26 protein-coding genes and 1 other RNA gene are annotated in these 24364 nt (G+C 68.3%); 8 read left to right on the top strand and 19 right to left on the bottom strand.

The genetic code is table 11. From position 1 onward, the window contains the following. Positions 1 to 23 precede the first annotated feature (23 nt). The 5 genes from ACLFMY_RS01505 to ACLFMY_RS01485 all read right to left on the bottom strand — a co-directional run bounded on the left by ACLFMY_RS01505 (position 24) and on the right by ACLFMY_RS01485 (position 5377). The gene (locus tag ACLFMY_RS01505) at positions 24 to 845 is read right to left on the bottom strand and encodes an inner membrane protein YpjD (protein WP_410762739.1); all 822 of its coding nucleotides are present in this window, start codon (positions 843 to 845) and stop codon (positions 24 to 26) included. 64 nt (positions 846 to 909) lie between these two features. Continuing rightward, the gene (locus tag ACLFMY_RS01500; protein WP_410762738.1) at positions 910 to 2325 is read right to left on the bottom strand and encodes an FAD-binding oxidoreductase; all 1416 of its coding nucleotides are present in this window, start codon (positions 2323 to 2325) and stop codon (positions 910 to 912) included. Positions 2326 to 2329: 4 nt separating this feature from the next. Beyond that, positions 2330 to 2893, bottom strand: coding sequence for a hypothetical protein (locus tag ACLFMY_RS01495; RefSeq protein ID WP_410762737.1), 564 nt, complete (start codon positions 2891 to 2893; stop codon positions 2330 to 2332). Positions 2894 to 2946: 53 nt separating this feature from the next. Beyond that, positions 2947 to 3375, bottom strand: a complete 429-nt coding sequence (locus ACLFMY_RS01490; protein WP_410762736.1) for a YraN family protein — start codon at positions 3373 to 3375, stop codon at positions 2947 to 2949. A gap of 4 nt (positions 3376 to 3379) precedes the next feature. Next, positions 3380 to 5377: a penicillin-binding protein activator gene (locus tag ACLFMY_RS01485; protein WP_410762735.1), complete on the bottom strand. Its 1998-nt coding sequence runs from the start codon at positions 5375 to 5377 to the stop codon at positions 3380 to 3382. Positions 5378 to 5567: 190 nt separating this feature from the next. Here ACLFMY_RS01485 and rsmI point away from each other — a divergent pair, with 190 nt between their 5' ends. Then, a complete protein-coding gene (gene rsmI, locus ACLFMY_RS01480; RefSeq protein ID WP_410762734.1) occupies positions 5568 to 6476 on the top strand; it encodes a 16S rRNA (cytidine(1402)-2'-O)-methyltransferase in 909 nt (302 codons plus the stop codon). Positions 6477 to 6548: 72 nt separating this feature from the next. Beyond that, the gene (locus ACLFMY_RS01475) at positions 6549 to 6860 is read left to right on the top strand and encodes a hypothetical protein (RefSeq protein ID WP_410762733.1); all 312 of its coding nucleotides are present in this window, start codon (positions 6549 to 6551) and stop codon (positions 6858 to 6860) included. Here ACLFMY_RS01475 and aroE read toward each other — a convergent pair. From aroE to rpiA, 5 genes are all read right to left on the bottom strand, one after another. Then, positions 6851 to 7705 (bottom strand): shikimate dehydrogenase, encoded by an 855-nt coding sequence (gene aroE, locus ACLFMY_RS01470; RefSeq protein WP_410762732.1) that lies wholly within the window; start codon positions 7703 to 7705, stop codon positions 6851 to 6853. The two genes, ACLFMY_RS01475 and aroE, sit on opposite strands and share 10 nt — an antisense overlap. A gap of 18 nt (positions 7706 to 7723) precedes the next feature. After that, on the bottom strand, positions 7724 to 8704 hold the full coding sequence (locus ACLFMY_RS01465) for an alpha-L-glutamate ligase-like protein (RefSeq protein ID WP_410762731.1): 981 nt from the start codon (positions 8702 to 8704) through the stop codon (positions 7724 to 7726). After that, on the bottom strand, positions 8704 to 10260 hold the full coding sequence (locus ACLFMY_RS01460) for an inactive transglutaminase family protein (RefSeq protein ID WP_410762730.1): 1557 nt from the start codon (positions 10258 to 10260) through the stop codon (positions 8704 to 8706). Before ACLFMY_RS01460 ends, ACLFMY_RS01465 begins: the two co-directional genes overlap by 1 nt. A 155-nt stretch (positions 10261 to 10415) precedes the next feature. Continuing rightward, positions 10416 to 10955 carry an ATP-dependent zinc protease gene (locus ACLFMY_RS01455; RefSeq protein WP_410762729.1) on the bottom strand — a complete coding sequence of 180 codons (540 nt, stop codon included), beginning with the start codon at positions 10953 to 10955 and terminating at the stop codon, positions 10416 to 10418. A gap of 8 nt (positions 10956 to 10963) precedes the next feature. After that, on the bottom strand, positions 10964 to 11629 hold the full coding sequence (gene rpiA, locus ACLFMY_RS01450) for a ribose-5-phosphate isomerase RpiA (protein ID WP_410762728.1): 666 nt from the start codon (positions 11627 to 11629) through the stop codon (positions 10964 to 10966). Between the two features lie 162 nt (positions 11630 to 11791). Between rpiA and ilvA the strand changes: the two genes are divergently transcribed. Beyond that, a complete protein-coding gene (ilvA, locus tag ACLFMY_RS01445) occupies positions 11792 to 13306 on the top strand; it encodes a threonine ammonia-lyase, biosynthetic (protein WP_410762752.1) in 1515 nt (504 codons plus the stop codon). 114 nt (positions 13307 to 13420) lie between these two features. On the opposite strand, the gene ACLFMY_RS01440 is transcribed toward ilvA, so the two are convergent. The 5 genes from ACLFMY_RS01440 to ACLFMY_RS01420 all read right to left on the bottom strand — a co-directional run bounded on the left by ACLFMY_RS01440 (position 13421) and on the right by ACLFMY_RS01420 (position 15318). Next, a complete protein-coding gene (locus ACLFMY_RS01440; RefSeq protein ID WP_410762727.1) occupies positions 13421 to 13891 on the bottom strand; it encodes an EVE domain-containing protein in 471 nt (156 codons plus the stop codon). 14 nt (positions 13892 to 13905) lie between these two features. Further along, entirely contained in the window at positions 13906 to 14523 is a 618-nt protein-coding gene (locus tag ACLFMY_RS01435; protein WP_410762726.1) for a 5-formyltetrahydrofolate cyclo-ligase, read from the bottom strand. A 15-nt stretch (positions 14524 to 14538) separates the two neighbouring features. Beyond that, positions 14539 to 14735: non-coding RNA, 6S RNA (gene ssrS / locus ACLFMY_RS01430), on the bottom strand. A gap of 63 nt (positions 14736 to 14798) precedes the next feature. Then, complete coding sequence (locus ACLFMY_RS01425) at positions 14799 to 15095, bottom strand: cell division protein ZapA (RefSeq protein ID WP_410762725.1); 297 nt, start codon at positions 15093 to 15095, stop codon at positions 14799 to 14801. 4 nt (positions 15096 to 15099) lie between these two features. After that, entirely contained in the window at positions 15100 to 15318 is a 219-nt protein-coding gene (locus ACLFMY_RS01420; protein WP_410762724.1) for a hypothetical protein, read from the bottom strand. Positions 15319 to 15475: 157 nt separating this feature from the next. Between ACLFMY_RS01420 and ACLFMY_RS01415 the strand changes: the two genes are divergently transcribed. From ACLFMY_RS01415 to ACLFMY_RS01395, 5 genes are read left to right on the top strand one after another with little or no spacing between them, the layout of a single operon-like run. After that, positions 15476 to 16024, top strand: a complete 549-nt coding sequence (locus ACLFMY_RS01415) for a UPF0149 family protein (protein ID WP_410762723.1) — start codon at positions 15476 to 15478, stop codon at positions 16022 to 16024. 43 nt (positions 16025 to 16067) lie between these two features. After that, on the top strand, positions 16068 to 17420 hold the full coding sequence (locus tag ACLFMY_RS01410) for an aminopeptidase P N-terminal domain-containing protein (RefSeq protein WP_410762722.1): 1353 nt from the start codon (positions 16068 to 16070) through the stop codon (positions 17418 to 17420). Positions 17421 to 17424: 4 nt separating this feature from the next. Beyond that, a complete protein-coding gene (locus ACLFMY_RS01405) occupies positions 17425 to 18657 on the top strand; it encodes an FAD-dependent monooxygenase (RefSeq protein ID WP_410762721.1) in 1233 nt (410 codons plus the stop codon). After that, on the top strand, positions 18657 to 19877 hold the full coding sequence (locus ACLFMY_RS01400; protein ID WP_410762720.1) for an FAD-dependent oxidoreductase: 1221 nt from the start codon (positions 18657 to 18659) through the stop codon (positions 19875 to 19877). The genes ACLFMY_RS01405 and ACLFMY_RS01400 overlap by 1 nt, the downstream gene beginning before the upstream one ends. Positions 19878 to 19881: 4 nt before the next feature. Next, complete coding sequence (locus ACLFMY_RS01395; RefSeq protein ID WP_410762719.1) at positions 19882 to 20754, top strand: potassium channel family protein; 873 nt, start codon at positions 19882 to 19884, stop codon at positions 20752 to 20754. An 11-nt stretch (positions 20755 to 20765) separates the two neighbouring features. Here ACLFMY_RS01395 and prmA read toward each other — a convergent pair whose 3' ends face one another. From prmA to aroQ, 4 genes are read right to left on the bottom strand one after another with little or no spacing between them, the layout of a single operon-like run. Continuing rightward, positions 20766 to 21662 carry a 50S ribosomal protein L11 methyltransferase gene (prmA, locus tag ACLFMY_RS01390; protein WP_410762718.1) on the bottom strand — a complete coding sequence of 299 codons (897 nt, stop codon included), beginning with the start codon at positions 21660 to 21662 and terminating at the stop codon, positions 20766 to 20768. Beyond that, positions 21662 to 23008 (bottom strand): acetyl-CoA carboxylase biotin carboxylase subunit, encoded by a 1347-nt coding sequence (gene accC / locus ACLFMY_RS01385; RefSeq protein ID WP_410762717.1) that lies wholly within the window; start codon positions 23006 to 23008, stop codon positions 21662 to 21664. The genes prmA and accC overlap by 1 nt, the downstream gene beginning before the upstream one ends. Positions 23009 to 23060: 52 nt before the next feature. After that, on the bottom strand, positions 23061 to 23507 hold the full coding sequence (gene accB / locus ACLFMY_RS01380) for an acetyl-CoA carboxylase biotin carboxyl carrier protein (protein WP_410762716.1): 447 nt from the start codon (positions 23505 to 23507) through the stop codon (positions 23061 to 23063). A 30-nt stretch (positions 23508 to 23537) separates the two neighbouring features. Continuing rightward, on the bottom strand, positions 23538 to 23990 hold the full coding sequence (gene aroQ / locus ACLFMY_RS01375) for a type II 3-dehydroquinate dehydratase (RefSeq protein WP_410762715.1): 453 nt from the start codon (positions 23988 to 23990) through the stop codon (positions 23538 to 23540). Positions 23991 to 24364: the final 374 nt, after the last annotated feature.

Genomic DNA, 24364 nt, shown 5'->3' with positions numbered 1-24364 from the left:
CCTGTGACCGGCGACGGCGACAGTCAGGCGATATCGAGTATCCACTCGAGCACGATCTTGGTGCCGAAGTACGCCAGGCCCATCAGGATGAATCCCGCCAGGGTCCACTGCACGGCGGTGCGTCCCCGCCACCCGGCAAGGTGGCGGCCGACCAGCAGCACGGCGAACACGATCCAGGCGATCACCGACAGGATGGTCTTGTGCACCAGGTGCTGGGCAAAGATGTTCTCGAGGAAGAGGAAGCCGGTCACCAGGGCCAGCGTCAGCAGCAAAAAGCCGGTGACGATGAAGCGGAACATCAGCTGCTCGACCGACTCCATCGGCGGGAGTCGGCGTACCCAGCCGGCCGGCTGGTGGCGGTGCAAGGCCTGATGCAGCAGCAGGAGCAGCACTCCCTGCAGTGCGGCCAGCGTGAGCAGGGCGTAGGCGGCCAGCGAGATCAGGATGTGGGCATCCAGCGCCACCGTGCCGGTCTGGATCGGAACGTTGGACTCGGGCACGAAAACGGTGAGGAAGACCGTCAGTGCCGTGATCGGCAGCAGCAGTATCGCGATGCCCTCCAGCCGTTCGCGAAAGGTACTGATCACCGTGATGGCGCTGGCCAGGCCGAACACCGCGGAGAGCGAGTTGAGCACGCTGAGGTTGATGGCCGTCGGGTCGGTCTGGAAACCCAGCCGGTAGAGCAGGGCCGCCTGGCCGACGAGCGCCGCGATCGCGATCAGCAGCCCCGGCAGGCGGAGGGAGAGTCGCTCGGCCTGCATCCACTGGTCGACGAGAAGCAGGACGGTCGCGAGCACGAATCCGGTGATGGTCGCGCTGGCGAGAAAGGTCACGCTATGGTCCAAGTCGAAGGCCCCTCCGTGTGGGCGGGTGTTGCGGTCCGGTCAGTTTGCACAGTCTGCCACAGGCTCAGTCGTCGGAACCGGGCGGCTCCGGGTCCGGGAGCTTCTTGTGCGGATTGAGTATGCCCAGCGGGTCGAAGACCCGCTTGATGCCCTGCATCAGGGCCATCGTCTCCGGCGTGATCTCGCGGGAGATGAACTCGCGCTTGACGTAACCGATGCCGTGCTCGCCGGACAGTGTCCCGTCGAGAGCCAGCACGGCATCGAACACCTCGGCCAGTGCCTTTTCCGCGGCTGCCATCTCGCGGGCGTCGTCCGGATTGACCAGCAGGTTGACGTGAATGTTCCCGTTGCCGGCATGACCGAAGTTCACGATGGCGATGGCATGACGGTGGGCGATCTCGTCGAGGGTGGTGATCAGCCGCGGGATGCGCGAGACCGGGACCACCACGTCCTCGTTGATCTTTTTCGGTGCCACCTGGCGCAGGGTGGGCGAGAGCGCCTTGCGTGCCGCCCAGAGCCGGGCCTGTTCCTCCTCGGTCCGGGCCACGGCGATGTCGATGCCCTTCCCGGGGTCGTTCGCGGCGGCCTCGATGCGCTCGACGAGGCCGTCGATGCCGGATTCGTCGCCGTCGACCTCGATCATCAGCATGGCGCCGGCATCGTCGGGGATCGCCACCGCCGAATTGCGCCGCAGGAGGTCGAGGGCATTGCCGTCGATGAACTCGATGGCCGCCGGGGTGGCCGGCTGGCCCATCAGGCGGGAGACGGCCCGCGAGGCGGCGTGCATGTCGGGGTAGAAGGCCCGCAACAGCCGTCGCGTTTCGGGGAGGGGCGTGAGCCGCAGGGTCGCCTCGGTGATCACGCCGAGCGTGCCCTCCGAACCGATCAGCAGGCGCGTGAGATCGTGACCGACCACGCCCTTGGTCGTCTGCGTGCCGGCCTTGATGCTCCGCCCCTGGCCGTCGACTGCTCGCAGGCCGAGCACGTTCTCCCGGGTGGTGCCGTACTTGACCGCGTGCGGGCCGGCGGCGTTGGCGCCCAGGTTGCCGCCGATCGTGCACAGCGCGTTGCTCGTCGGGTCGGGAGGCCAGAAGAAGCCCTTTTCCCCGACGATGCGCTGCAGATCGGCGTTGATCAGGCCGGTCTCCACCACGATCAGTCGATCCTCGGGGCGGAAGTCGATCACCCGCGTCATCCGGTCGGTCACCAGGACCACCCCGCCCTCGACGGGTACCGAGCCACCGGCCGTGCCGGTGCCGCGCCCGCGGGTGGTCACCGGGATGCGAGCCTCGGCGGCAGCCCGGATGACCTCCACGACCTCGTCGTGGTTCTCCGGGAATACCACCAGGCCGGGCGCGTGGTGCACCCGGCTGTTGTCCATGCCGTAGGCCCAGGTGGAGCCGGCATCGGTGACGAGGCGATCGGCTCCGATGCGGTCGGCCAGATGTTTTGCGAGGGTCTCGATGGCCATGGTGCTCATGGGATCAGTTCGTCAGGCCCAGCAGCTGGCGGTCGACCAGGTCGACCAGCATGTGAACGAGCTTGAGCTGCATTTCGTGGGCGATGCCCGGACGGTCGGTCGGCACGCAGATCAGCCGATCCTGGCTGTGTAGGTGTGGCGCGATCAGCTCCTCGGAGCCGGCGGAGATCAGGACCACCTGCATCTCGCGCTCGTGGGCGGCGCGCAGCGCGGGTTCGATGCCGTCGACCGCGTTGCGGGTGATGGCCAGCAGCACGTCATGCTGCGCCCCCAGTGCCCGGATCGGCCGGACGAAGGGTTCCTTCCCGCCCGGGTACTCGGCGAGCGGGATCACGGGGAGGCCCGGGCGCGGGTGCTCGAACTGTCCGGTCATCAGCCGGGCGAAATAGTGCGCCAGGTCGTTGCGTTCACGGGCGCCGCAGGCGAGCACCCGTTGCCCGTTGAGCACGGCCGTCAGGATGACGCCGGCTGCCTCGAGCGCCTGCGGGGCGCTCTGCTCGAGCAGGTGGCCCATCTCCCGCAGGTCGTCGTCCAGGCGTTGTTTGAGTCCGTCGAGGATCTCGCTCATGTCGTTCAGGGATCCGTGCTGTCGTTCGATGGCGTGTTCAGGGGGGCGTGGGATCAGAAGGCATCCGGCAGCCAGTCGATGGCCGGCCTGCCCCCGTTTCGGGGAACGGTCACGGCCACCACGTCGAAGCGGCAGTACATGTCCTGCCAGCCGCCGCGTGAGCTTACCAGTCGCTGCGCGGTTTCCCGCACCTTGGCGCATTTGCGCGGCGAGATGCTCTCGGCGGCGCAAACCAGCGAGTCGGCCATCCGCGCCCGCACCTCGACGAACACCAGTGTGTCGTCGCACCGCATGACGAGATCGATCTCGCCTCGTCCGGCGCGGGCGTTGCGCTCCAGGAGGGTCAGGCCGTTTCGCTCCAGGTGGTGCCGGGCGAGTTCCTCGGCCCGTCGTCCCCGGTCCTGGCGCGTCCCGCGCCATGGCATCTCCGGACGCTCCATCCAGTGCCTGACGGCGCGGCCCAGTCGCTGGCCGGGCGTCATGGCCCTACTCGACGATCCGGAAGAACGTGTCATCGCTCCCGGGGGGCGTGGCATCCGGGCTGGCCGCGGGGCGGCTGGCCGGGCTGACGGGGCTTTCGGCGCTCGGCAGGCCCGTCCTCGTGCCATAGGGGCGCAGCTGGCCGTCGCGGAACTGCCCCCAGACCGTGCTGCGCTCGATGACCCCGATGGGGGTCAGGGAGAGGTCGCCGGTCAGGCCGGAGACCACGCCGCCGTCGAGCAGAACGTCGAGGTGGGCGGCCAGCATGGCGGCATCCGCGCCGAAGGCGAACAGCCGTGGCAGGGAGCCGGCGAGCTGGGCCCGCTCGTAGGCCAGCCGCATCGGGTGGTCCGGCCCGGCGGAGCCGGCGAGCAGCATCGGCGAGATCGGAACGATGGTCTTGTTCTTGTCCTTGTCGCCGCGCGGGTCGCGATTCCCCGAGTAGACGGAGGACAGGCCGTAGCGCGGCAGGTCGTCGGCACCGAAATAGTCGAGCTGAGGGGCCGCCAAGGACAGATCTTCACCGGCCCCCGCGACGAATATGGCGTCCATGTCGTCGCGGATCTCGGGCTGGAACGGACCATCCTCCTCGCTCCTCATCTTCAGCAGCCGGGTGAGTTCGCGGGAGAAATCCGTCTGCCCGTCGGAGAACGTGGCCTCGTCGAGGATCTCGCCACCCTGTAGCGTGAACTCGTCGACGAAGGCATCCCGGGCGCGTCGTCCCAGCCGGGTGTCGGCGGCGAATACCCCGACCCGCTGGTGACCATCGGTCAGCATGCGATTGGCGACTGCTATCGCGTCCTGCTCGGGGGACAGCGAGTAGCTGATGATGCCGCTCGGCAGAGACGCGCCGTCCGGGGTGGAATTCAACGCGATCACCACCGGGCCATTGGCAGGCAGGCCGTTCAGGGCGCTTACCTGTTCTTTGACCAGCGGGCCGATGATCACGCTCGCGCCACGGTCGATCGCCTGCTCCACGGCGACGCGGGCCGACAGCCCGTCGGTACCCGAGTCGATGTAGAACAGGTCGCGCCGGGAACCCAGCGAGGTGGCCTCGCGGGCATACTCGATGCCGCGGCGGATTTCCTCGCTGATACCCTCGTAGCGCTTGTCTTCGGGCAGCAGTACCGCGATCGGGCCGTCACGATCCGGAGCGCGGAGGCCTTCGAGGGAGCCGAGCGCGCCGGTGGTCGCCAGAATCTCGACGAAGCCGCCGGTCGTCGCCGGGTGTTCCGGGTTCGCACTGGCCCAGCTGCTCAGTCGTTCCGGTCGCTGGCGGTAGTCGAGCGCGAGCTCGAGCCAGCCATCGAACACCGGGTCGGTGGTCCGCTCGCGGGCGTCTGCCAGTTGGCGGGTGTCCACGTTGGCCAGGATGTCCCACAGCCGGGCGTGGATCTGCTCCGCCGGCTCATCGGGAAGCCGTTCGCCGAGTGCCGAATAGAACCGGGCCCCCTTGATGGCATTGCCCTTGTCGACGTTCAGTGCACCGAGCAGGAGCAGGCGCCGGCGTTCGGTTTCCTCGGCGAGCGGCAGCGGCAGGTCGGCGATGGTGCGGATCGCCCGGTCGATGTCCCCCTCGGCCCAGTGGCCGATGCCCTCGGCAAGAGTCGCCCGCCGGCGGTCGACGCGAGGCCATTGCTCACGGGTGTCGGTCTGCTGGTAGAGTTCCCTGGCCAGTTCGAGTTCGAGGGCATCGACTGCCGTCTCGATCGCGGTGAGCTGCTGCTCGGCGCGCTCGGGCCCCGTGAGCGTGCGGGACAGTTCCATCTGGGCGCTGGTCAGGGCGACGGGGTCGGCATCGGCCCTCGCTTGGTCCACTCGCGCCTGAGCCTCGGAACGCTGCGTCTGTTCGGGGGAAACCGCCACCTGGGCGCAACCGGCCATGGTCAGCAGGGCGATGGCCGCCAGGACCGTCCTGATGGTCCGAGGGTGGCCATGATCGGCGGTCAGGCACATGTCTGTCGCGGTGTCCTTCTGGGGGAACTGGCGGTTGGTGGTCGGCATGCAGTCTCCGGCGCCTTTGGGGAATCTGGTGTCGTCCCGGTCATCCCGATGACGAGAACAAGCGATGAGTATAAACAAATGAACACCCTGAAAAAGCCAAGCCGGTGCTCGAGCCCGCTGTTCGGCCCGGTTCCGGGCGGGTCCGTGTCTGAAGCGAATGCCTGCGTCGGTGTCGACCGGGGGCAGACCGATGTCTGACCGGGAAGCGCGAGGTGCGTTCGACCGTGAGGAGGCCGTCGGGCCGGGGCGATGGGTCGACGCCGGGACGCTGTACGTGGTTGCCACGCCGATCGGCAACCTGGCTGACATCAGCGAGCGGGCGGTCTCGGTGCTGCGCGGGGTGGATCTGATCGCCTGCGAGGACACCCGCCATGCCCGTGTCCTGCTCGATCACCTGGGCGTGAGAAAGGAACTGGTCGCCGTCCACGAGCACAACGAGCGCGCGGCGAGCGCGTCCCTGGTCGAGCGTCTCGGGCAGGGGGGCTCGGCGGCGCTGATCAGCGATGCCGGCACGCCGGGGATCAGCGACCCCGGCCAGCTGCTGGTTTCGGCGCTGGCCGAGGCGGGGATCCCCGTTTCCCCCATCCCCGGGGCGTCGGCGGTGGTCGCTGCCCTGAGCGCGTCGGGGCTGCCGGCACGCCCGTTCTGGTTCGAGGGGTTCCTGCCGTCGCAGGACAAGGCCCGGCGCGACCGGCTGGCCGCGCTGGCCACGCTGGAGGCGACGCTGGTCTTCTACGAGGCGCCGCACCGGATCGTCAAGAGCCTGTCTGCCTGTGCCGAGCAACTGGGCGGTGACCGGCGCGCGGTGGTCGCGCGGGAACTGACCAAGCGCTTCGAGCAGTTCGCGCACGGCAGCCTGGCGTCCGTGCTGACGGCCCTGGAAGCCGGCGATATCCCGGCCCGCGGCGAGTTCGTGGTCATGGTCGGCCCGCCCGCGGCCCCGGCCGATGCCGACACGGCCGACGCGGATGCGCTCATCGATGCGCTGGTGGCCGAGGGTGTGGCGCCGAAGAGCATTGCCCGGGTCGTCTCGCGCACCACCCGCCTGTCCCGTAACGAGGTCTACGCCGAGGTGCTTGCCCGGCGCGGAGCCAAGTGAGGCGGCCGGGATGCCGGGCGAGGGGCGATTGGGTATGCTTTACCGCATGATTCACCGCATAGAGAGCCCGGCATGATTCCTCCCCTCTGGCTGGCGGCCGCCGCCCTCCTGCTGTCGCTGATCGGCCTGCTGATCCACTGGCGTGCCTACCGGTCACTGCGCGAGGCGCAAGTTCGTCGCGAACGCTGGTTCCAGGCACAGATCGAGAACCTCGAGCGCGAATGCCGCGGGCTCGAGTCCGCACTCGCGGGATTCGGGCGGCATCTGGACGAGGTGGACCGGCGGCTGGTGAAGGTCGCGGGGACAGGGACGGGCAGGGCGCCGGACAGGACAGGCGCGAGGCCCGCTGGGGGCCCCTCTGCCACGGTTGACCGTCAGTCCTGACGCTGCTCAGTACGCGCGATCGCCTCGCGCAGGGCCAGGCGGACCGGCGCGGTGTCCGGGCGGCGCCCGTGCCACAGGAGGAAGCTTTCCGCTGCCTGTTCCACCAGCATGCCCAGGCCATCGTGGGGGGATGCCCCGCGTGATGCGGCCCATTCCATGAACACCGTCGGCTCCGCGCTGTAGGCCATGTCGTAGGCCGTGGTTTCCGGGCCGATGATCTCGTCGGGCAACGGCGGGAGTTGCCGGGCCAGGCTGGCCGGGGTGGCGTTGATGATCAGGTCGAAGGGGGTGGCCTCGATGGCGGCGAGGGGGCACCCCGACAGCAGGCAGTCACCGGCGACGTCTGCAAACTCCTCGACCAGCCCGTAGGCCCGTTCGGGGTTGCGGTTGGCGATCGTCAGCGCGGAGGGTGTGCGTTCCAGCAGCGGTTCGAGCACGCCGCGGGTGGCGCCGCCGGCGCCGAGGATGAGCAGGCGTCGGCCGGTGATTTCCACCCCGTGGAAGGCCAGGTCGTTCACCAGCCCGATGCCGTCCGTGTTGTCGGCCCGGATCGGGCCGCCGGCCTCTTGCGGGAACACCAGCGTGTTGGCGGCCAGCGCACGTTTCGCCCGCGGGCTGTGTTCATCGGCCAGATCGAATGCCTCGAGCTTGAAGGGGACGGTGACGTTCATCCCCGCGCCGCCCCGCTCCATGAACTCCCGCACCGCCGCTTCGAAGCCGTCGATCGGCGCCCAGAGCTTCTCGTAGACCAGGTCGATGCCCATCTGCCGGGCAAACTGCTGGTGGATCAGGGGCGAGCGCGAATGCTCGATGGGGTTGCCGATCACGGCGAACAACTGCGACATGCGGTTTCCGTCGTCTGTTCAGAGGTTCATGGGGGCGAGGTTCTCGCGTGACCAGTCGGCACGCTCGGCCGCCGTCTCCGTGCGATCGAGGTAGTCGACGTGCCTGTCGACGCGCTCGATACGGTGACGCAAACCCTCGCCGTTTGCAACCTGGATGGAGAGCCCCGGGCGGGCGTTGAGTTCGAGGATCAGCGGCCCCAGGTCGCGGTCGAGGACCACGTCCACGCCGAGGTAGCCCAGCCCCGTGATGTCGCCGCAGCGGGCGGCCATTTCCAGCAGGGACTGCCAGCCCGGGATGTTCACGCCGCTGACCGGTTCGTGCGTGTCGGGATGGTGGGTGACATGCCGATTGTGCGAGACGCCGTCGAGCGTGCATCCCTTCGCCATGTCCACCCCGGCGCCGATCGCGCCCTGGTGAAGGTTGGCCTTGCCGTCCGACTGGGTGGTCGGCAGGCGGACCATGGCCATGACGGGGTACCCGCGGTAGACGATGGTGCGGATGTCGGGCACGCCCTGGAAGCTGATCTTCTCGAACAGGGGCGAGAACTGGACGCGGTACTCGATCATGGCGGCATCGGGCCGCCCGCCCAGGCTGTAGGCGCCGGCCAGGATGTTCGACAGGTGCAGGCCGATCTCGTCGAGACTCGCCGGCTTGCCCGAGCTCTTGCGGAACACCGGGGGCGATTCCGACTGTCGGCCGTCGATGACCAGGATGCCGTCGCCGCCGGCGCCGTTTGCCGGCTTGATGACGAATTCCTCGTGACCGGCCACGATCTTCGGCAGGTTGCGTATCTCGTGCGGGGTGCGGATCACGGCATACAGTGCCGGGACGTTGAGCCCCGCCTCTTCCGCCAGTTCCTTGCTCAGCAGCTTGTCGTCCACCAGCGGGTAATAGCGACGCGGGTTCATCTCGGCGATGTACTGGCCGTTGCGCTGGTTCATGCCGACGATGCCGAGCTCGCGCAACCGGCGCGGCGAGATGGGCCAGTTGATGGCCATCAGCGCTCACCGTCCGCAGGTGGGCGGTTGACATGCGCCAGCGTCCTGAACGCGCGGAAGCGGAACAGCTCGGTGAGTCGATAGCCGGTGTAGCGACCGAGCAGGAGAGTCACTGCGAGCACCACCAGCAGGAGCTCCGGGAAGACGAAGAACAGGTGCGTCACGTAGGCGTTGACCATCACCAGGTAGGCCATCGCCGCGACGATCATCGAGCCGACGGCCTGGACTAGGGCATCGGCCGGGCCGTGCTCCTCCCAGACGATCGAGACCCGCTCGATGGTCATCGCCAGGATCACCATCGGGAAGAGCCCCACGGACAGGCCGGTGTCCAGTCCGAGCCGGTGGGAAACGACGCTGATCACCGCCATCAGGAAGATCACCACGATCACCACCGCCGCCAGGCGGGGCACCAGCAGCAGCTTGAGACGCTCAAGGTAGAAGCGGATCAACAGCCCCAGGGCGACGATCAGGGTGAACAGGGTCACCCCGGCCATCAGCTGGGTCTCGCGGAAGGACAGCGCGATCAGGACCGGCATGAAGGTGCCGAATGTCCGTATCCCGATCACGTTGCGCAGCAGCACGATGATCAGGGCGCCGAGCGGGACCAGCAGCAGCACGCGATAGGTGTTCTGGGTGTCGATCGGGAGGTCGAGCAGGGAAAAGTCCACCAGCCTCGAGTCGGCGATCGAGGACTGCAATTGTGCCGTTTCCACGGCATCACGCAGGTTGCGCGAGGTGGCGAAGGTCAGGCTGGCATCCTGCAGGCCGGCGGTTTCCAGCGGCGATACGTCCCCGTGCCACCAGACCAGGAAGTTGCGCGGATAGCCGACGCTGCCGGAGCGCGGGTCGATCGGTACCCAGTGGCGCGAATTGTGCACCTCGAGCCAGGTGGTGGGCGTCAGGTTTCGCCCCTCGTCGGTCAGCATCACGCCGTGACTCATGCGCGCCGGGATGCGCGCGATCGCCAGCAGGCGGATGGCCAGGCGGGTGCGTTCGGTCTCGGTGGCGTCCGGCTTGAGGAAGGCCGCGATATTTTCGTTCGGGCGGCTGGCGTTGACTTCCTTTACCAGCAGGGTGGCAAAGGTCTCGATGTCGGCCGATCCCTCGCGAATCCCTTCGATGAAGGACTCGGCGGCGGATTTCAGTGGTTCTTCGAGTTCCGGCGGGTCGGCCGGGCCCGGATAGGGGGATGGCTGGATTTCCTCCTGGTCCCGGTAGACCGTTGCCTGGTAGTAGAGGGTCTGCTTTCCCTCCGGGTTGCGCTTGGTCCAGACCGCCTCGCGTTCTTCGTCACGGGACTGGGTGGTCAGCCCCCATCCCCGCGATACGAAACCTTCGTCGAGCAGGGTGTGGTGCGGGGAATCGGCAGGGAGCGCGAAGCGGACCGATGCCGGGGCGGTCCCTGTCTCGACGCGAATCTGCGCCTCCACCGTCCAGGTTTCGGTCTCCCGGTCGGGAGTGAGCGGGAAACCCAGTGTGTCGTACTTGTACCAGGCAACCGACAGGCCAACGGCCGACAGCAGCAGGACGACGAAAAACAGGTGGAGGCGTCTCATGGTTCGTGCGGGATCTCCGAGATGGCGCGGGTGGCGCCGATTGATGCAGCCACGTTGGCCGAATCCGTCCCGTAGGAGCGGCGGCCTGGTCCCGATCTACCGGGGTCAGTCGTCCCGGTTCACGATGTCCTCTCGTAGCGGACCCAGAGGAGAGTCTAGTCGCAACGAGAGGTCTGGAGATCCTTGGCGGACGGGTCGATCAGCAGCTGACCGGCCATGTGGTTTCGCCCGACGAGCAGCCCGTAGCTGAACTGCTCGCGATTGGTGAGCGAAACCTCGTCGGTGATCCATTTGTCCCCGAGACACAGGGCAAGTTCCACGACGTAGCGCTTCTGGGGGCTGCGGTCGTGACGCTTGATCCTGACGGTGCGGCTCACGGGACGCTCGAGGGTGACCATCTCGTCGGAATCGCGATGGGCGACCTCGAAGCGGACCCACTCCTCGTCGTCCTTCTCGAACTCCTCGATCTCGCGGGCGTCGATCGACGTCGTGGTCGCACCGCTGTCCATCTTGGCTCGCAACTCTCCGTCCAGTGCGCGCACGGCGATGTCCTCCACGTAACCGAATACCGGGAGCGAGGTGTCGCCCTCGCTCTCGTCACCGCCGGCCAGGCCGGGCGCCGACGCGAGCAGCAGGCCCGGCACGACGAGCAGTGCGGCGAGGAGTGGCTGACGGGTTGCGTTCGTGGCACGCATCACCGGCATCACCCGTCGATCTTGCGGATGTCGCCGTCGGCCGTGCCCAGGATGAGCACGTCGGCCGGACGCAGCGCGAAGATGCCCACGGTGACGATGCCCGGCAGGTTGTTGAGATCGGCCTCGAGCTTCGCCGGTTCCATGATCGAGAGGTTGTGCACGTCGAGGATCTGGTTGCCGTTGTCCGTGACGAAACCGTCACGGTAGACCGGCTGGCCGCCGCGCTTGACCAGCTCGCGGGCGATCATGCTGCGGGCCATCGGGATGACCTCGACCGGCAGGGGAAAGGCGCCCAGCACGTCGACGAGCTTGGTCTCGTCGGCAATGCAGACGAATTTCTTCGCCATCTGCGAGATGATCTTCTCGCGGGTGAGCGCACCGCCGCCGCCCTTGATCAGTTGCAGGTTCTCGTTGGACTCGTCGGCGCCGTCGATGTACACCGGCACCTCGTTGACGCTGTTGAGGTCGAAGACCTCGATGCCGTGATCACGCAGGCGCCTGGTGCTGGCCTCGGAACTGGAGACCGCACCCTCGATGCGATTCTTGATCTTGGCCAGTTCGTCGATGAAGTAGTTGACGGTCGAGCCGGTGCCCACGCCGACCACGCTGCCCGCGGGGACGTATTCGATCGCCGCCTGCGCGGCCAGCTGCTTGCCTTGTTCCGTGTTGCTCATGTGTCGTGCGTCGCTCTGTATCTGTAGGCGTGTCGGAGCGGCGGGAGGCCCCGCGAGCGGCTCCGGAGTTTCTGGTAACCTTTCATGATATACCACCAATCCCGCTTGGCGGGCAATGCTGCCGCCGGCACGATTTGATCACGAGGTGAACACTTGACGCCCCTGCTGCGCGACTATCTGGAGGCAATTCTCAAGGCCCGCGTCTACGACGTCGCCATCGAGTCGCCGCTCGAGCCCGCCGTCGGGCTCTCCGAGCGCATCGGCAACCGGGTGCTCCTCAAGCGCGAGGATCTGCAGCCGGTATTCTCCTTCAAGCTGCGGGGCGCCTATCACAAGATCCACAAGCTCTGGCGCGAGGGGCGCATCGGGGGAGGGGTGATCGCCGCTTCCGCCGGCAACCACGCCCAGGGCGTGGCGCTGGCCGCTCAGACCCTGGGCCTGCGCGCGGTGATCGTGATGCCCGAGACCACGCCGGCGATCAAGGTTGATGCCGTGCGTCGTCGCGGGGCGGAGGCCGTGCTGGTCGGCGATGCCTTCGACGATGCCTTCGCCCACGCGAAGACATTGATCGAGTCCGAGGGACTGACCTACATCCCGCCCTACGACGACCCCGACATCATCGCCGGGCAGGGCACGGTGGGTGCGGAGATCCTGCGTCACCACCCCGATCCCATCCACGCGATCTTCGTTCCGGTCGGCGGTGGCGGCCTGGTCGCTGGGGTGGCCGCCTATGTCAAGGCGTTGCGCCCCGAGATCCGGGTGATCGGGGTGGAGCCCGAGGATGCCGCCTGCCTCGCCGCGGCGATGAAGGCGGATGAGCGCGTGACCCTCGAGCAGGTGGGGCTGTTCGCCGACGGCGTGGCCGTGCGCCAGATCGGCGAGCATCCCTTTGCCGTCGCCCGCGAGGCGGTCGACGAGGTGATCACCGTGGACACCGACGCGATGGCCGCGGCGATCAAGGACATCTTCGACGACACCCGCAGCATCAACGAGGCCGCCGGTGCGCTGGCCACCGCGGGCCTCAAGCGCTATGCCCGCGAGCGGGGCCTGACCGGGGAGACGCTGGTGGCGATCGCCTCCGGGGCCAACATGAACTTCGACCGGCTGCGTTTCGTCGCCGAGCGAGCGGAGATCGGCGAGCAGCGCGAGGCGCTCTACGCGGTGACCATCCCCGAGCGCCCCGGGGCCTTCCTCGCGTTCTGCGAACTGCTCGGACGCCGCCAGATCACCGAGTTCAACTATCGCTACGCCGATGCCGATCGGGCGCATATCTTCGTCGGCCTGAAGATCGCCGAGCAGGGCGACCGCGAGCATGTGCTGGCGCAGCTGCAGGGGGCGGACTACCCCGTCGTCGATCTCACCGACAACGAGATGGCCAAGCTCCACGGCCGCCACATGGTGGGCGGGCACGCCGGGCACATCCGTGACGAGCGCCTGTTCCGCTTCGAGTTTCCCGAGCGGCCCGGTGCGCTGCTGAAGTTCCTCTCCCATCTCGGCGCCCGGTGGAACATCAGCCTGTTCCACTACCGCAACCACGGTGCCGACTACGGGCGGGTGCTGGTCGGCATCCAGGTGCCGGAGGCAGAGGTCGGGGAATTGACCGCCTACCTCGAGCAGCTGCGCTATCCCTACTGGCCCGAGAGCGACAACCCCGTCTACCCGCTGTTTCTCGCCTAGCCTCGGCGGCACCACAAAAAAACCGCGCCGTTGGCGCGGTTGTCTCTCCGGGCGCGCTCCTGCCCAACTGGGCAATGCGGCCGCGTGCCCCGAGGGGCGGGGGATTTCAGGCCGTCACTCGGCCTTGGCCCGCTCTTCCAGCGACAAGATGTGCTCGAACTGCTCCTCGGTCACCGGCATTACCGACAGGCGGTTGCCGCGGCGGACCAGCGGCATCTCCTCGAGTGCCGGGTCGGCCTTGAGCTCGGTGAGCGGGATCACGCGCCGGGTGTGGCGGACGTACTTGACGTCGACCAGGTACCAGCGCGGCTTGTCCGGGTCGGATTTCGGGTCGTAGTACTTCTCGTCCGGGTCGAAGGCAGTGGGATCGGGCTTCGGTTCGCTGACGATCTCCATGATGCCGACGATGCCGGGCACCTTGGTGTTGGAGTGGTAGAAGAACGCCTGGTCACCGGGCTTCATCTCGTCCCGGATCATGTTGCGCGCCTGGTAGTTGCGGATGCCGTCCCAGGGCTCCGTGCCGACCCGTTCGAGGTCGTCGATGGAAAAGGCATCGGGTTCGGATTTCATCAGCCAGTAGGCCATGACCGTCTCCTGAGTCAGTTCGATGTCGGGGTGTCTGTCGGGCTCCGTCGGACGGTGACGAGCGCCCGGTCGGTGACGATGTAGTCCAGCGGCTGGTCCCAGGGGTCGACCGGCAAGGAGCGGACCTCCTGGCAGCCGAAGGCCACGCCGATGGCGAGCGGCCGCCGGCCGCGCCGCCGTGCTAGGGCCCGGTCGTAGAAGCCGGCGCCCATCCCCAGCCGGTTGCCACGCGCGTCGAAGCCCACCAGCGGGATGAGCAGGGCATCCAGGCTGTTGATGCCCCGCCGGCGCGGGTCGTCGGACTCGATGATGCCGAACTGGTTGGTGCGTGCCCTCGGCATGCGCCGGTGCGAGCAGGCTGTCAGCGGGTCGGCATGGTGGAAGGCCAGCTGGTTGTCCGGCAGGATCCGAGGCAGCCAGACCTGGCCGCGATGGCGTCGCAGCCAGCCGTCGAGCTGGGGTTCGCCGTCGAAGGCGCAGAAGGCCGCCACCGCATGCAGGCCGAGGCGGCGCGTCAGGCGCTCGAGCCTGGCCTCGATGCGGAGCAGGGCCATGTGTCGATGAAACCCGCCCAGAGCCCGGCGGCGTGCACGCAGGGTTTTTCTCAGGGCGGTCTTGTCGGGATGTTTCATGATTCGATGAATGAGGGGCCTTCCAGAACGCCGCTGGCAACGCTACGACCTTGAACCGAATGGTTCAAGTCGGGGGCTCCGCCCGGCTCATCAGGCTTTCCGCCCGAGCTCGAGGCCCGGGTGGACATGCGCACAGAACCGCTTGTCGCCCCCTGGGTCGCAGATTAAGGCTCAAGGGATTGAGCGTTACCTGGCGAACGTCCCAGAAGACTGTATTCATCGTAGGTCCGGAAGGCTCGCCTTGCAAGGGGGTATGGTCAGGAATTCGGGTGGTCTTACTCTCGTTCCATTGCCTCGAGCAGGGTGTCGATCCTGGCCTCGAGTTCCTCGCCGTCCAGGTTGTCGGGGAGCGAGAGCTCGCGGCCCTCGAGCAGCTGGCGGGTGATGTTGAGTGCGGCGAGCACCGCGATGCGCTCGGTGCTCAGCACCTTGCTCGTCTTGCGGATCTCGGCCATCTCGTCATTGAGGTACTCGGCCGTGCGCAACAGCATGCCCTGTTCCTCGGGCGGGCAGACGATGCGGTAGTCCTTTTCCATCACCCGCACGGTAACGGGCCGGTTCGGCTGGGTCATTGCGTCATTCCTCGCGTTCGGTGTCGGCGGCCTGCTCTTCCAGACGCCGCAGCTGCCCGGCCAGTTCCTGGAGGCGGGCGTGGCTCTGCTCGATCACGTCCCGGAGCTGACGGTTCTCCTCGGTCAGGGCACTCGCCTGCCGACGCAGGTCCATGCGCTCGTCGTTGACTCGCTGGCAGGCGGCCAGCAATCGCTCCATCTTGTCGGCAAGCTGTTCGGCCATGATTCGTGGTTCTCCGCGTTTCCCAGCGAAGTCTATCATTTAGACTGTCGAGCGGAGACAATGCACGAAGACCGCCGAGGTCGGACCGTCTGCTGCCGGGGCGCCCGGGTGGCAGGGTGGCCGTCCGGCAACAGAGACAAGATCAACGGGATACGGAATGACCGAATACGAACGAATCCAGCAGGCCCTCGACGCGATCGGATCGGTGGCCAATCCGAGCGAGGCCCACGGGGTGCTGATCGGCATGTGGATCGGCGGCGGCCCGACCGACCAGTCCCGCTGGATCCGTGAATTGCTCGAGGAAGACGAGGACACGCCGGCGGTACCGGAGGATCTCGCGGCCCTGTACCGGCATTTCGTCGAGCAGGTGACCGGGGCGGACAATCTCGGGCTGGACCTGGTGCTGCCTTCCGAGGATGCCTCGCTCAAGGAGCAGGTCGAGGGGCTGGTCGACTTCGCCCAGGGCGTGCTCTACGGCTACGCGATCGAGAATGGCCCGGCCCGGCGTGCGCTCTCGGACGAGGCCCGCGAGGTGTTCGACGATCTGGGCGACATCGCCCAGCTGGATACCGATTCGGTCAAGACCGAGGATGACGCCTTCGATCTGCACCAGATCGAGGAATATCTCAGTTCGGCCCTGCTCGTGATGTACCTGCAGTTGCATCCGCCGGTGCCCGAGTCCGCCGGTTCCCGGCGGCTGCAGTGACCTCGGTCGACCACTTTCCCCGCAGCGAAGAGGAATGCCAGACATGCAGGCGATCGGTCCCGCGCCCGCCGAGCGACGTGAGTACCAGCGACGCCGCAAGCGGCTGATCAAGGCGATCGGCAAGCGTGGTGTCGCCATCATCCCGGCCGCCACCGAGCAGTGGCGCAACCACGACAACCCCTGGCCGTTCCGCCAGTCCAGCGACTTCTACTACCTGACCGGGCTGGCCGAGCCGGACGCCCTGCTGGTGCTGTGCCCGAAGCGTGCGGAAGGCGACGTGGTGTGCTTCGTCAGCCCGCGCGACCCCGAGCGGGAACGCTGGGAGGGCCCCCAGCTCGGCACCGAGCGGGCCCCGGCGGTCCTGGGCGTCGACCAGGCATTCGCCATCGACGAGATCGACGAGCAACTGCCCGGGCTCCTGCGCGGCTACAACAAGCTCTACCTGCCGTTCGACGACCATGCACTGGTGGGTCGCGCCCTGGGCTGGTTCGACGACGTCCGTCGCGGTGCCCGCGCGGGCATCCTGCCGCCGCAGACGCTCAAGGACCTGTCCGCGCCGCTGCACGAGCTGCGCCTGCTCAAGTCCGCCCACGAGGTCGACCGGCTGCGACGTGCGGCCGCGGTGTCCGCCGAGGCACACGTCGCGGCCGCCCGAGGCGTGCACGACGGCATCTGGGAATACGAGATCGCGGCGATCATGCAGAAGGTCTTCGCCAGCGCGCACGGCGAACCGTCGTTCGCCCCGATCGTCGCCGGCGGGGCGAACGCCTGCGTGCTGCATTACCGGGCCAATGCCGCCGAGCTGAAGGACGGCGACCTGGTGCTGGTCGACGCCGGAGCGGAGGTGGACTACTACGCCGGCGACATCACCCGCACCTGGCCGGTCAGCGGACGCTTCTCCGAGCCGCAGCGCGAGCTCTACCAGCTCGTGCTCGATGCCCAGCGGGCCGCCATCGAGGCGATCGCCCCCGACGTGTCGTTCAACGCGCCCCACGAGGAGGCCGTCGCGGTCATCACCCGCGGGCTGGTCGAGCTCGGCCTGATCGAGGGGCCGGTGGAAGAGGCGATCGAGGAAGGCCGCTACCGCCGTTTCTTCATGCACCGGACCGGCCACTGGCTAGGTTCAGATGTCCACGATGTCGGCCGCTACCGGGTCGACGGCGACTGGCGCCCGCTCGAGCCGGGCATGGTGATGACCGTCGAGCCGGGGATCTACGTCGATCCCGATGCCGACGTGCCGGAGGCCTATCGCGGCATCGGGATCCGCATCGAGGACGACGTGCTGGTCACCGAAGAGGGCCACGAGGTGCTGACCCGCCAGGTCCCCAAGACAATCGACGAGATCGAGGCGCTGATGAACGGGCGTTTCGACCCGGTGAAAGAACCGCTGGAGTGACGCCATGAACCAGGAAACCCGGTCCCCGCGTGTCGAGGAAAGGTCGGCTGCCGCCGACGTGGTCATCGTCGGCGGCGGGATGGTCGGCGGGGTGCTGGCCCAGGCCCTGTCCCGGGACGGCTGGAACGTGACGGTCGTCGAGCAGCGAGCACCGGAACGCTCGACCAGCTTCGACCAGCGGCTGACCGCGGTGGCCGATGCCGGCTGGCAGTACATGGATACGCTCGGGCTGGTCGACGGCTCGCTGCGCGACGCGGCCGGCGCGATCCGCGAGGTGCGGGTATTCGATCGCGGCCACTTCGGCCTGACGCGCATCACGGCCCGCTCGGCGGGCGTCGAGGCGCTGGGGTACGTGATGCCCAACCGCGAGCTGGGTGAGCGGATCGAGGCCCGGCTCGAGGTCCCGGTACCCGGGCAGGGCGCCATCCGCTATCGCCGCCCGGCCCGGTACGTTTCTCACCAGGCCGACGAGGCCGGCATCGAGGTGCGGATCGCGGGCGAGGACGAGCGCCAGGAGACGATCCGGGCACGCCTGATGGTGGCCGCCGACGGTGCGGAGTCGCCGGTCCGGGAGCAGGCCGGCATGAGCGTGCGTCGGCGGGAGTACGACCAGGTGGCCACGGTGGCCACGGCCATGCCGGCGCGGGCGCACAGCGGGGTGGCCTTCGAGTGTTTCACCACGGGCGGGCCGCTGGCGGTGCTGCCGGCGGCCGATGGCCGCGTGTCGCTGGTGTGGGTGGCCCGGCGCGACGAGGCCCGCCGGATCGCCGCGCTGGACGACGCGGCCTTCGCCCGGGCGGTGGACGAGACCTTCGGCCACCGACTGGGCGGCTTCACGGCGCCGAGCGCGCGGGCCCAGTACCCCCTGTCGCTGGTCACCGCCGAACAGGCGGTGGCCGAGCGGCTGGTGGTCATGGGCAACGCCGCGCACGCCCTGCACCCGGTGGCCGGGCAGGGCTTCAACCTCTGCCTGCGCGACATCCGCGACCTGACCCGGGTGCTGCGCCCCGACCGGGGAGAGGCCGTGGACCCCGGCGATCCGGGCCTTCTGGCCCGCTACCGCTCGCTGCGCTCGGCCGACTATCGCCGCACCATCGGGCTGACCGACAGCCTCGTGCGGGGCTTTTCCCTCGACCTGCCGGCCCTTGGCCACGTGCGCGGGGCGACGTTGTCGTTGTTCGACGGGCTGTTGCCGATGAAGAACCGGCTGGTGCGCGCCACACGGGGGATTGCCTGATGGACCGCGGCGCAACGGCTGCACGCGGGGAGACCATCCGCGCCGACATCGCGGTGGTCGGGGGCGGCATGGTCGGCGCGGCCGCCGCGCTGGCATTGGCCCGACAGGACCGGGACGTGGTGCTGATCGAACGCGAGCGGCCCCGGCCGCTGGGCGGCGCCGATGCCTTCGACCTGCGCGTCTCGGCGCTGGCCCCGGCGAGCATCGCCCTGCTGGATCGCCTCGGTGCCTGGGAGGCGATCCGCGCCGAGCGTGCCGCCCTCTACCGGCGCATGCGCGTCTTCGATGCCGTCGCTCCCGGGGACCTGACCTTCGACGCCGCCGAGATCGGCCGACCGTATCTCGGCTACATCGTCGAGAACCGCCGCGTGCAGTTCGCGCTGTGGGAGCAGCTGGCCGAGTACGACAACGTGCAGTTGCTGACCGGCAGCGTGCCCGCCCGGCTGGCCGTGGGCGCCCGCGAGGCGAACCTGATGCTGGAGGACGGGCGCGAGGTGACCGCCGAACTGGTGATCGGTGCCGACGGGCAGCGCTCCTGGGTGCGCGAGGCGGCCTCGATCGGCGCGAGCAGCCGGGACTACGCGGTGGCCGCGCAGATACTTTCCGTCGACACGGCCTACCCCCAGCAGGACATCACCTGGCAGCGCTTCACCCCCGACGGCCCGCAGGCGTTCCTGCCCCTGGCCGGTCCGCGCGGTTCGCTGGTCTGGTACGACAGCCCCGAGCGGGTGCGGGCCCGGCATGCACTCGAGCCGGAGGCCCTGCGCCACGAGGCGATGCGACACTTCCCGCCGGAACTGGGCGAGATCGGGTCGGTTGCCGCCCAGGGGTGGTTTCCCATCCGCCGCTTGCACGCCCAGCGCTACTGGGCCGAGCGGGTGGTGCTGGTCGGCGATGCCGCCCATTCGATCCACCCGCTGGCCGGGCAGGGCGCCAATCTGGGCTTTGCCGATGTCGAGGCGCTGGATGCCGTGGTCGCCGAGGAGACCGCCCGTGGACGGGATCCGGGCGATGTGCGCCTGGCGAAACGTTACGAGCGGTTGCGCCGGGCCGACAACCACCTGATCCAGTCGCTGATGGACGGCTTCGACTGGGGGTACCGTCGCCGCGACCCGTTGACCGTCGCCGCCCGCACCGCCGCGACCCAGGCGGTTGCCGCCTTCCCGCCCCTGCGCCGCTGGATGACCCGGATGGCCGGCGGGCAGCGGTTCGGCGGCTGAGGCCATGACCCGGCCCGAGCACGATGCCGCGCGTCTCCTGATCAACTGGGGGGTGGCCCTTACGCGCCTGATCGGTATCGCCGGGGTGGCGGACCACGAAAGCCGGCCGGCGCAACGCTGGGCCTTCCGGCTGGAACTGCCCCTGCTGTTCATCGCGCTGTGGATCCCCGTGGAATGGTACCTGGTCCACACCGGGCATCTCTCCGTGTCCGAGGGGTTCGGCATCGACGTGGTCCTGTGGGGGTTCTTTCTCCTCGAGCAGCTGGTCCTGCTCGCGCTGGTCAAGGACCGCGCCTACTACCTCAAGACCAACTGGCTGCTGGTCGCGGTGGTGGCCTTCGGGCTGCCCCTGCTCTTCATCCCGGGGGTGAACTTCCTGCTCGGGGTCCGGCTGCTGCGCGGCCTGCTGGTCGTCATCACCGCGCTGCGTCTCGGTCGTCGCTACTTCCGGGAACTGGGGCGGCACGTCTTCTTCGCCATCGTCCTGATGACCGCCTTCCTCCTGGTGCTGGGCGGGTCGGTCATGCCCATGCTCGACCCGGAGCACTTCGAGGGTTTCGGCGACGGGGTATGGTGGACGCTGGTGACCCTCTCCACGGTCGGCTACGGGGATTTGGTACCGCAGACGGAATCCGGTCGCCTGATGGGCCTGATTTTCGTCGGGATGGCGGTGGTCTGGCTGAGCCTGATCAGCGCCTCGATCGCCGCGTTCCTCGTGGGGCTGAGGATGGAGGCGAGTACCGAGGACGAGGAGCGCATCGACACGCAGATCCTCCACCGGCTGGACCGGATCGAGGCATTGCTGGAACAGGAGCGCGAGACACGGCGTGACGAGATGGCCCGGGGAGACGGTGGGGAGTCACCGCCCGGTCGTTAGGGGTGCCTCGATCAGGGCCGACGCCCGGCCACCAGCGCCCAGTCGCCCAGCTCGCGGAAGGTGGTGACCTCGTTTCCGGCGGCCGTCCAGGCCGCGGCGACCGCGTCGGCCTGGTGGGTGAGGATGCCGGACAGGGCGAAGCGTGCGCCAGGCTTGAGATGCATGCTCAGCATCGGCGCCAGTTCGATCAGGGTGGGGGCCAGGATGTTGGCGAGCAGGCCGTCGACCTGCCGGTCGGCCGGGTAGTCCGCGGCCAGATACAGGGCGAAGCGATCGGAATCGATCGCATTGAGCTCGGCATTGCCCCGGCTGGCGGTGAGTGCCTGCGGGTCGATGTCGGTGCCGTCGACCTGCGCTGCCCCCAGCTTGAGTGCCGCGATGGCGAGGATGCCCGAGCCGCAGCCGGCATCGAGCCAGTGCTGGCCGGCGATGTCCTGGGACTCCAGCCACTCCAGGCACAAGCGGGTCGTCTCGTGCTTGCCGGTGCCGAAGGCCAGTCCCGGGTCCAGCCGGATCGCGATGCGCTCGCCGGACGATCCGCCTTGCTCCCATGCCGGTTCGATGACCAGCCGCTCGCCGATCGGCATGGCGGAGAAGTCCGCCTGGGTGCGGCGGACCCAGTCATCCTCGTCGAAGACGCGATGGCCGAGGCCCTCGAGCAGGGCGGGGCGGATCTGCGCGTGCAGCGCTCCGACGATGGCCGCCGGCGAGACGTCACCCGCGAACAGCCCCACCACGCGTACCTCGGCCCACAGGGGCGACTCGCCCGGCTGCGGCTCGAGCACGGGCTCGTCGCCCAGTTCCTCGAGGGTGACCGACAGGGCGCCGGCGGCCAGCAGGGCATCCTCGACCGTCTCGACGTCGTCGCGGGGCACGTCCAGCCACAGCTGCTGCCACTCGTCTGCCATCAGGAGGTGATTCCGAGGCGCTTGTGCAGGAAGTGGATGTCCATGCCGCCGGCGATGAAGTTGGCATCCGACGTCAGCTCGCGGTGCAGCGGGATGTTGGTCTTGATGCCGTCGATCGCCATTTCGTGCAGCGCGCCGTGCATGCGGCGGATCGCCGCCTCGCGGTCGCCGGCGTGGGTGATCAGCTTGCCGATCATCGAGTCGTAGTACGGCGGCACGGCATAGCCGTTGTAGATGTGCGAGTCGACGCGCACGCCCAGCCCGCCCGGGAAGTGGACGCTGGAGATCTTGCCGGGGCTGGGCACGAACGTGGCCGGGTCCTCGGCGTTGATGCGACACTCGACGGCATGGCCGCGGAACTCGATGTCCTCCTGGGTCAGCGACAGCGGGATGCCGGCGGCAATGGCCAGCTGTTCCTTGACGAGATCGATGCCGGTGATCATCTCGGTGACCGGGTGTTCGACCTGCAGGCGGGTGTTCATCTCGATGAAGTAGAAGTTGCCCTTCTCGTAGAGGAACTCGAAGGTGCCGGCGCCACGGTAGTTCATCCGCTTGCAGGCCTCGACGCAGACCGCGCCGATCTCGGCGCGCTGCTCGTCGGTGATGCCCGGCGCCGGGGCCTCCTCGATCACCTTCTGGTGGCGGCGCTGCATGGAGCAGTCGCGCTCGCCCAGGTGGATGGCGTTGCCTTGGCCGTCGGAAAGCATCTGCACCTCGATGTGGCGCGGGTGCTCGAGGAACTTCTCCATGTAGACCTCGGGGTTGCCGAAGGCCGCGCCCGCCTCGCTCTTGGTCATCTCGATGGCGTGATGGAGATGGGCCTCGGTGTGCACCACGCGCATGCCCCGGCCACCGCCGCCACCGGCGGCCTTGATGATCACCGGGTAGCCGACCTCGCGTGCGAGACGCTGGTTCTCGTCCGGATCGTCGCCGAGAGCGCCCTCGGAGCCGGGAACGCAGGGCACGTTGGCCGCGCGCATGGTCTCCTTGGCAGTGACCTTGTCGCCCATCATGCGGATGGACTCGGCGGTCGGGCCGACGAAGATGAAGCCGGATTCCTCGACCCGTTCGGCGAAGTCGGCGTTCTCGGAGAGGAAGCCGTAGCCGGGGTGGATGGCCGACGCGTCGGTGAGCTCGGCGGCGGCGACCAGCGCCGGGATGTTGAGATAGGACTCGTTGGAACGCGGCCCGCCGATGCAGACCGACTCGTCGGCCAGGCGGACGTGCTTGAGGTCGCGGTCCGCGGTGGAATGCACGGCCACCGTGCCGATGTCGAGTTCACGACAGGCACGCAGGATCCGCAGGGCGATCTCGCCCCGGTTGGCGATCAGAACCTTGTTCAGCATCTTCGAATGACTCCTGGAAATACGGGGTGGGCCGGTGACGTGTCGAGCCGGATCACTCGATCACGAACAGCGGCTGGTCGTATTCCACCGGCTGGCCGTTCTCCACCAGGATGGCCTTGATCGTGCCGTCCACCTCGGCCTCGATCTGGTTGAACATCTTCATCGCCTCGATGATGCAGATCGTGTCGCCCTTCTTCACGGTGGTGCCCACCTCGACGAAGGGGTTCGCCTCGGGCGAGGAGGCCCGGTAGAAGGTACCTACCATGGGCGAGTTGATCGTCTGGCCGGCAGGCTCGGCCGGTTCGGCGGCGCTCGGCTCGGCGGAGGCGGGAGCCGCGGGAGCCGGCGCGGTCGGCTGGGGCGCCGCTGCCGGGACCATCGCCGCCTGCTGGGTGGCGCGGGAGATGCGGACGGACTCCTCGCCCTCCTTGATCTCGATCTCGGCGACGCCCGATTCCTCGAGCAGTTCAATCAGCTTCTTTACCTTGCGGATGTCCATGGCGGTTCTCTTGCAGTTTGCGTTTGTCTGTCAGTCGGACGCGCCGGCGTCCAGGTGTTCGACGAGCGCGCGCAGGCCCAGTTCGTAGCCGAGTGCGCCGAGCCCGACGAGGCTTCCCAGCGCGATGTCCGAGAAGTACGACTGCTGCCGGAAGGCCTCGCGGGCGTGGATGTTGGAGAGGTGGATCTCGATGAAGGGCAGGTCGATCGCCAGCAGGGCATCCCGCAGGGCGACGCTGGTGTGCGTCCAGGCTCCGGGGTTGATCAGGATCCCGTCGATACCCTCGTCGCCGGCGCGGTGGAGGCGATCGATGGCCTCGCCCTCGTGGTTGCTCTGGAAGTGTTCCAGCGCCACCCCCGCGGCCTCGGCCGCGGCGTCGAGCCGGCGGGTGATCTCCTCGAGGGTGAGGTGACCGTAGCGCCCGGGCTCGCGCGTCCCGAGTCGATTCAGATTGGGGCCGTTGAGTACCAGAATCCGTTGCATGGGAACTCGCTGCTGGCGGTCGCGAACGTGACGAGCCATGTCACCGATCGACCGGTTGATTTTCCCGCATTGTGCCCGTTGAGCCGGCCCAAGTCCACGTGGTGCCCGGTGTTTTTTACCGTTCGACGCTACTTGGCCGATTTTTCACGAACTTGCCTGCAGGTATGAAAAAGCCCCGCCGGGGCGGGGCTCGTCGACGATGGCGATCAGCGCTCGGCCACCGCCGTGACGTGGGTGAGGAAGCGCTCGGGCGGCTGGTAGCCGACCACCCAGTGCTGGCGTACGCGTTCGCCCTGGGCGTCCCAGAAGATGATGCCGGGCGGGCCGTAGAGGTCGAACCGCTTCAGGAGCGCCTTGTGGTCGGCATTGTTGGC

It is taken from the genome of Guyparkeria sp. (assembly GCF_046545975.1).
Taxonomy (GTDB): Bacteria; Pseudomonadota; Gammaproteobacteria; order Halothiobacillales; family Halothiobacillaceae; genus Guyparkeria.
Note: the sequence above shows the minus strand (reverse complement) of the source record. Positions and strands in the feature narration are given on the sequence as shown.

Bases quoted from the DNA above. Each gene is read 5' to 3' on its own strand.
- ACLFMY_RS01395 (WP_410762719.1), top strand. From the start codon at position 19,882: ATGACCCGGCCCGAGCACGATGCCGCGCGTCTCCTGATCAACTGGGGG.
- ACLFMY_RS01425 (WP_410762725.1), bottom strand. From the start codon at position 15,095: ATGACCCAGCCGAACCGGCCCGTTACCGTGCGGGTGATGGAAAAGGAC.
- accB (WP_410762716.1), bottom strand. From the start codon at position 23,507: ATGGACATCCGCAAGGTAAAGAAGCTGATTGAACTGCTCGAGGAATCG.
- ACLFMY_RS01490 (WP_410762736.1), bottom strand. From the start codon at position 3,375: ATGACGCCCGGCCAGCGACTGGGCCGCGCCGTCAGGCACTGGATGGAG.
- ACLFMY_RS01415 (WP_410762723.1), top strand. From the start codon at position 15,476: ATGACCGAATACGAACGAATCCAGCAGGCCCTCGACGCGATCGGATCG.
- rpiA (WP_410762728.1), bottom strand. From the start codon at position 11,629: ATGAGCAACACGGAACAAGGCAAGCAGCTGGCCGCGCAGGCGGCGATC.
- ACLFMY_RS01400 (WP_410762720.1), top strand. From the start codon at position 18,657: ATGGACCGCGGCGCAACGGCTGCACGCGGGGAGACCATCCGCGCCGAC.
- ACLFMY_RS01465 (WP_410762731.1), bottom strand. From the start codon at position 8,704: ATGGCCATCAACTGGCCCATCTCGCCGCGCCGGTTGCGCGAGCTCGGC.
- ACLFMY_RS01485 (WP_410762735.1), bottom strand. From the start codon at position 5,377: ATGCCGACCACCAACCGCCAGTTCCCCCAGAAGGACACCGCGACAGAC.
- ACLFMY_RS01460 (WP_410762730.1), bottom strand. From the start codon at position 10,260: ATGAGACGCCTCCACCTGTTTTTCGTCGTCCTGCTGCTGTCGGCCGTT.
- aroQ (WP_410762715.1), bottom strand. From the start codon at position 23,990: ATGCAACGGATTCTGGTACTCAACGGCCCCAATCTGAATCGACTCGGG.
- ACLFMY_RS01405 (WP_410762721.1), top strand. From the start codon at position 17,425: ATGAACCAGGAAACCCGGTCCCCGCGTGTCGAGGAAAGGTCGGCTGCC.
- rsmI (WP_410762734.1), top strand. From the start codon at position 5,568: ATGTCTGACCGGGAAGCGCGAGGTGCGTTCGACCGTGAGGAGGCCGTC.
- ACLFMY_RS01495 (WP_410762737.1), bottom strand. From the start codon at position 2,893: ATGAGCGAGATCCTCGACGGACTCAAACAACGCCTGGACGACGACCTG.
- ACLFMY_RS01455 (WP_410762729.1), bottom strand. From the start codon at position 10,955: ATGCGTGCCACGAACGCAACCCGTCAGCCACTCCTCGCCGCACTGCTC.
- aroE (WP_410762732.1), bottom strand. From the start codon at position 7,705: ATGTCGCAGTTGTTCGCCGTGATCGGCAACCCCATCGAGCATTCGCGC.
- prmA (WP_410762718.1), bottom strand. From the start codon at position 21,662: ATGGCAGACGAGTGGCAGCAGCTGTGGCTGGACGTGCCCCGCGACGAC.
- accC (WP_410762717.1), bottom strand. From the start codon at position 23,008: ATGCTGAACAAGGTTCTGATCGCCAACCGGGGCGAGATCGCCCTGCGG.
- ACLFMY_RS01500 (WP_410762738.1), bottom strand. From the start codon at position 2,325: ATGAGCACCATGGCCATCGAGACCCTCGCAAAACATCTGGCCGACCGC.
- ACLFMY_RS01440 (WP_410762727.1), bottom strand. From the start codon at position 13,891: ATGGCCTACTGGCTGATGAAATCCGAACCCGATGCCTTTTCCATCGAC.
- ACLFMY_RS01435 (WP_410762726.1), bottom strand. From the start codon at position 14,523: ATGAAACATCCCGACAAGACCGCCCTGAGAAAAACCCTGCGTGCACGC.
- ACLFMY_RS01420 (WP_410762724.1), bottom strand. From the start codon at position 15,318: ATGGCCGAACAGCTTGCCGACAAGATGGAGCGATTGCTGGCCGCCTGC.
- ACLFMY_RS01475 (WP_410762733.1), top strand. From the start codon at position 6,549: ATGATTCCTCCCCTCTGGCTGGCGGCCGCCGCCCTCCTGCTGTCGCTG.
- ACLFMY_RS01410 (WP_410762722.1), top strand. From the start codon at position 16,068: ATGCAGGCGATCGGTCCCGCGCCCGCCGAGCGACGTGAGTACCAGCGA.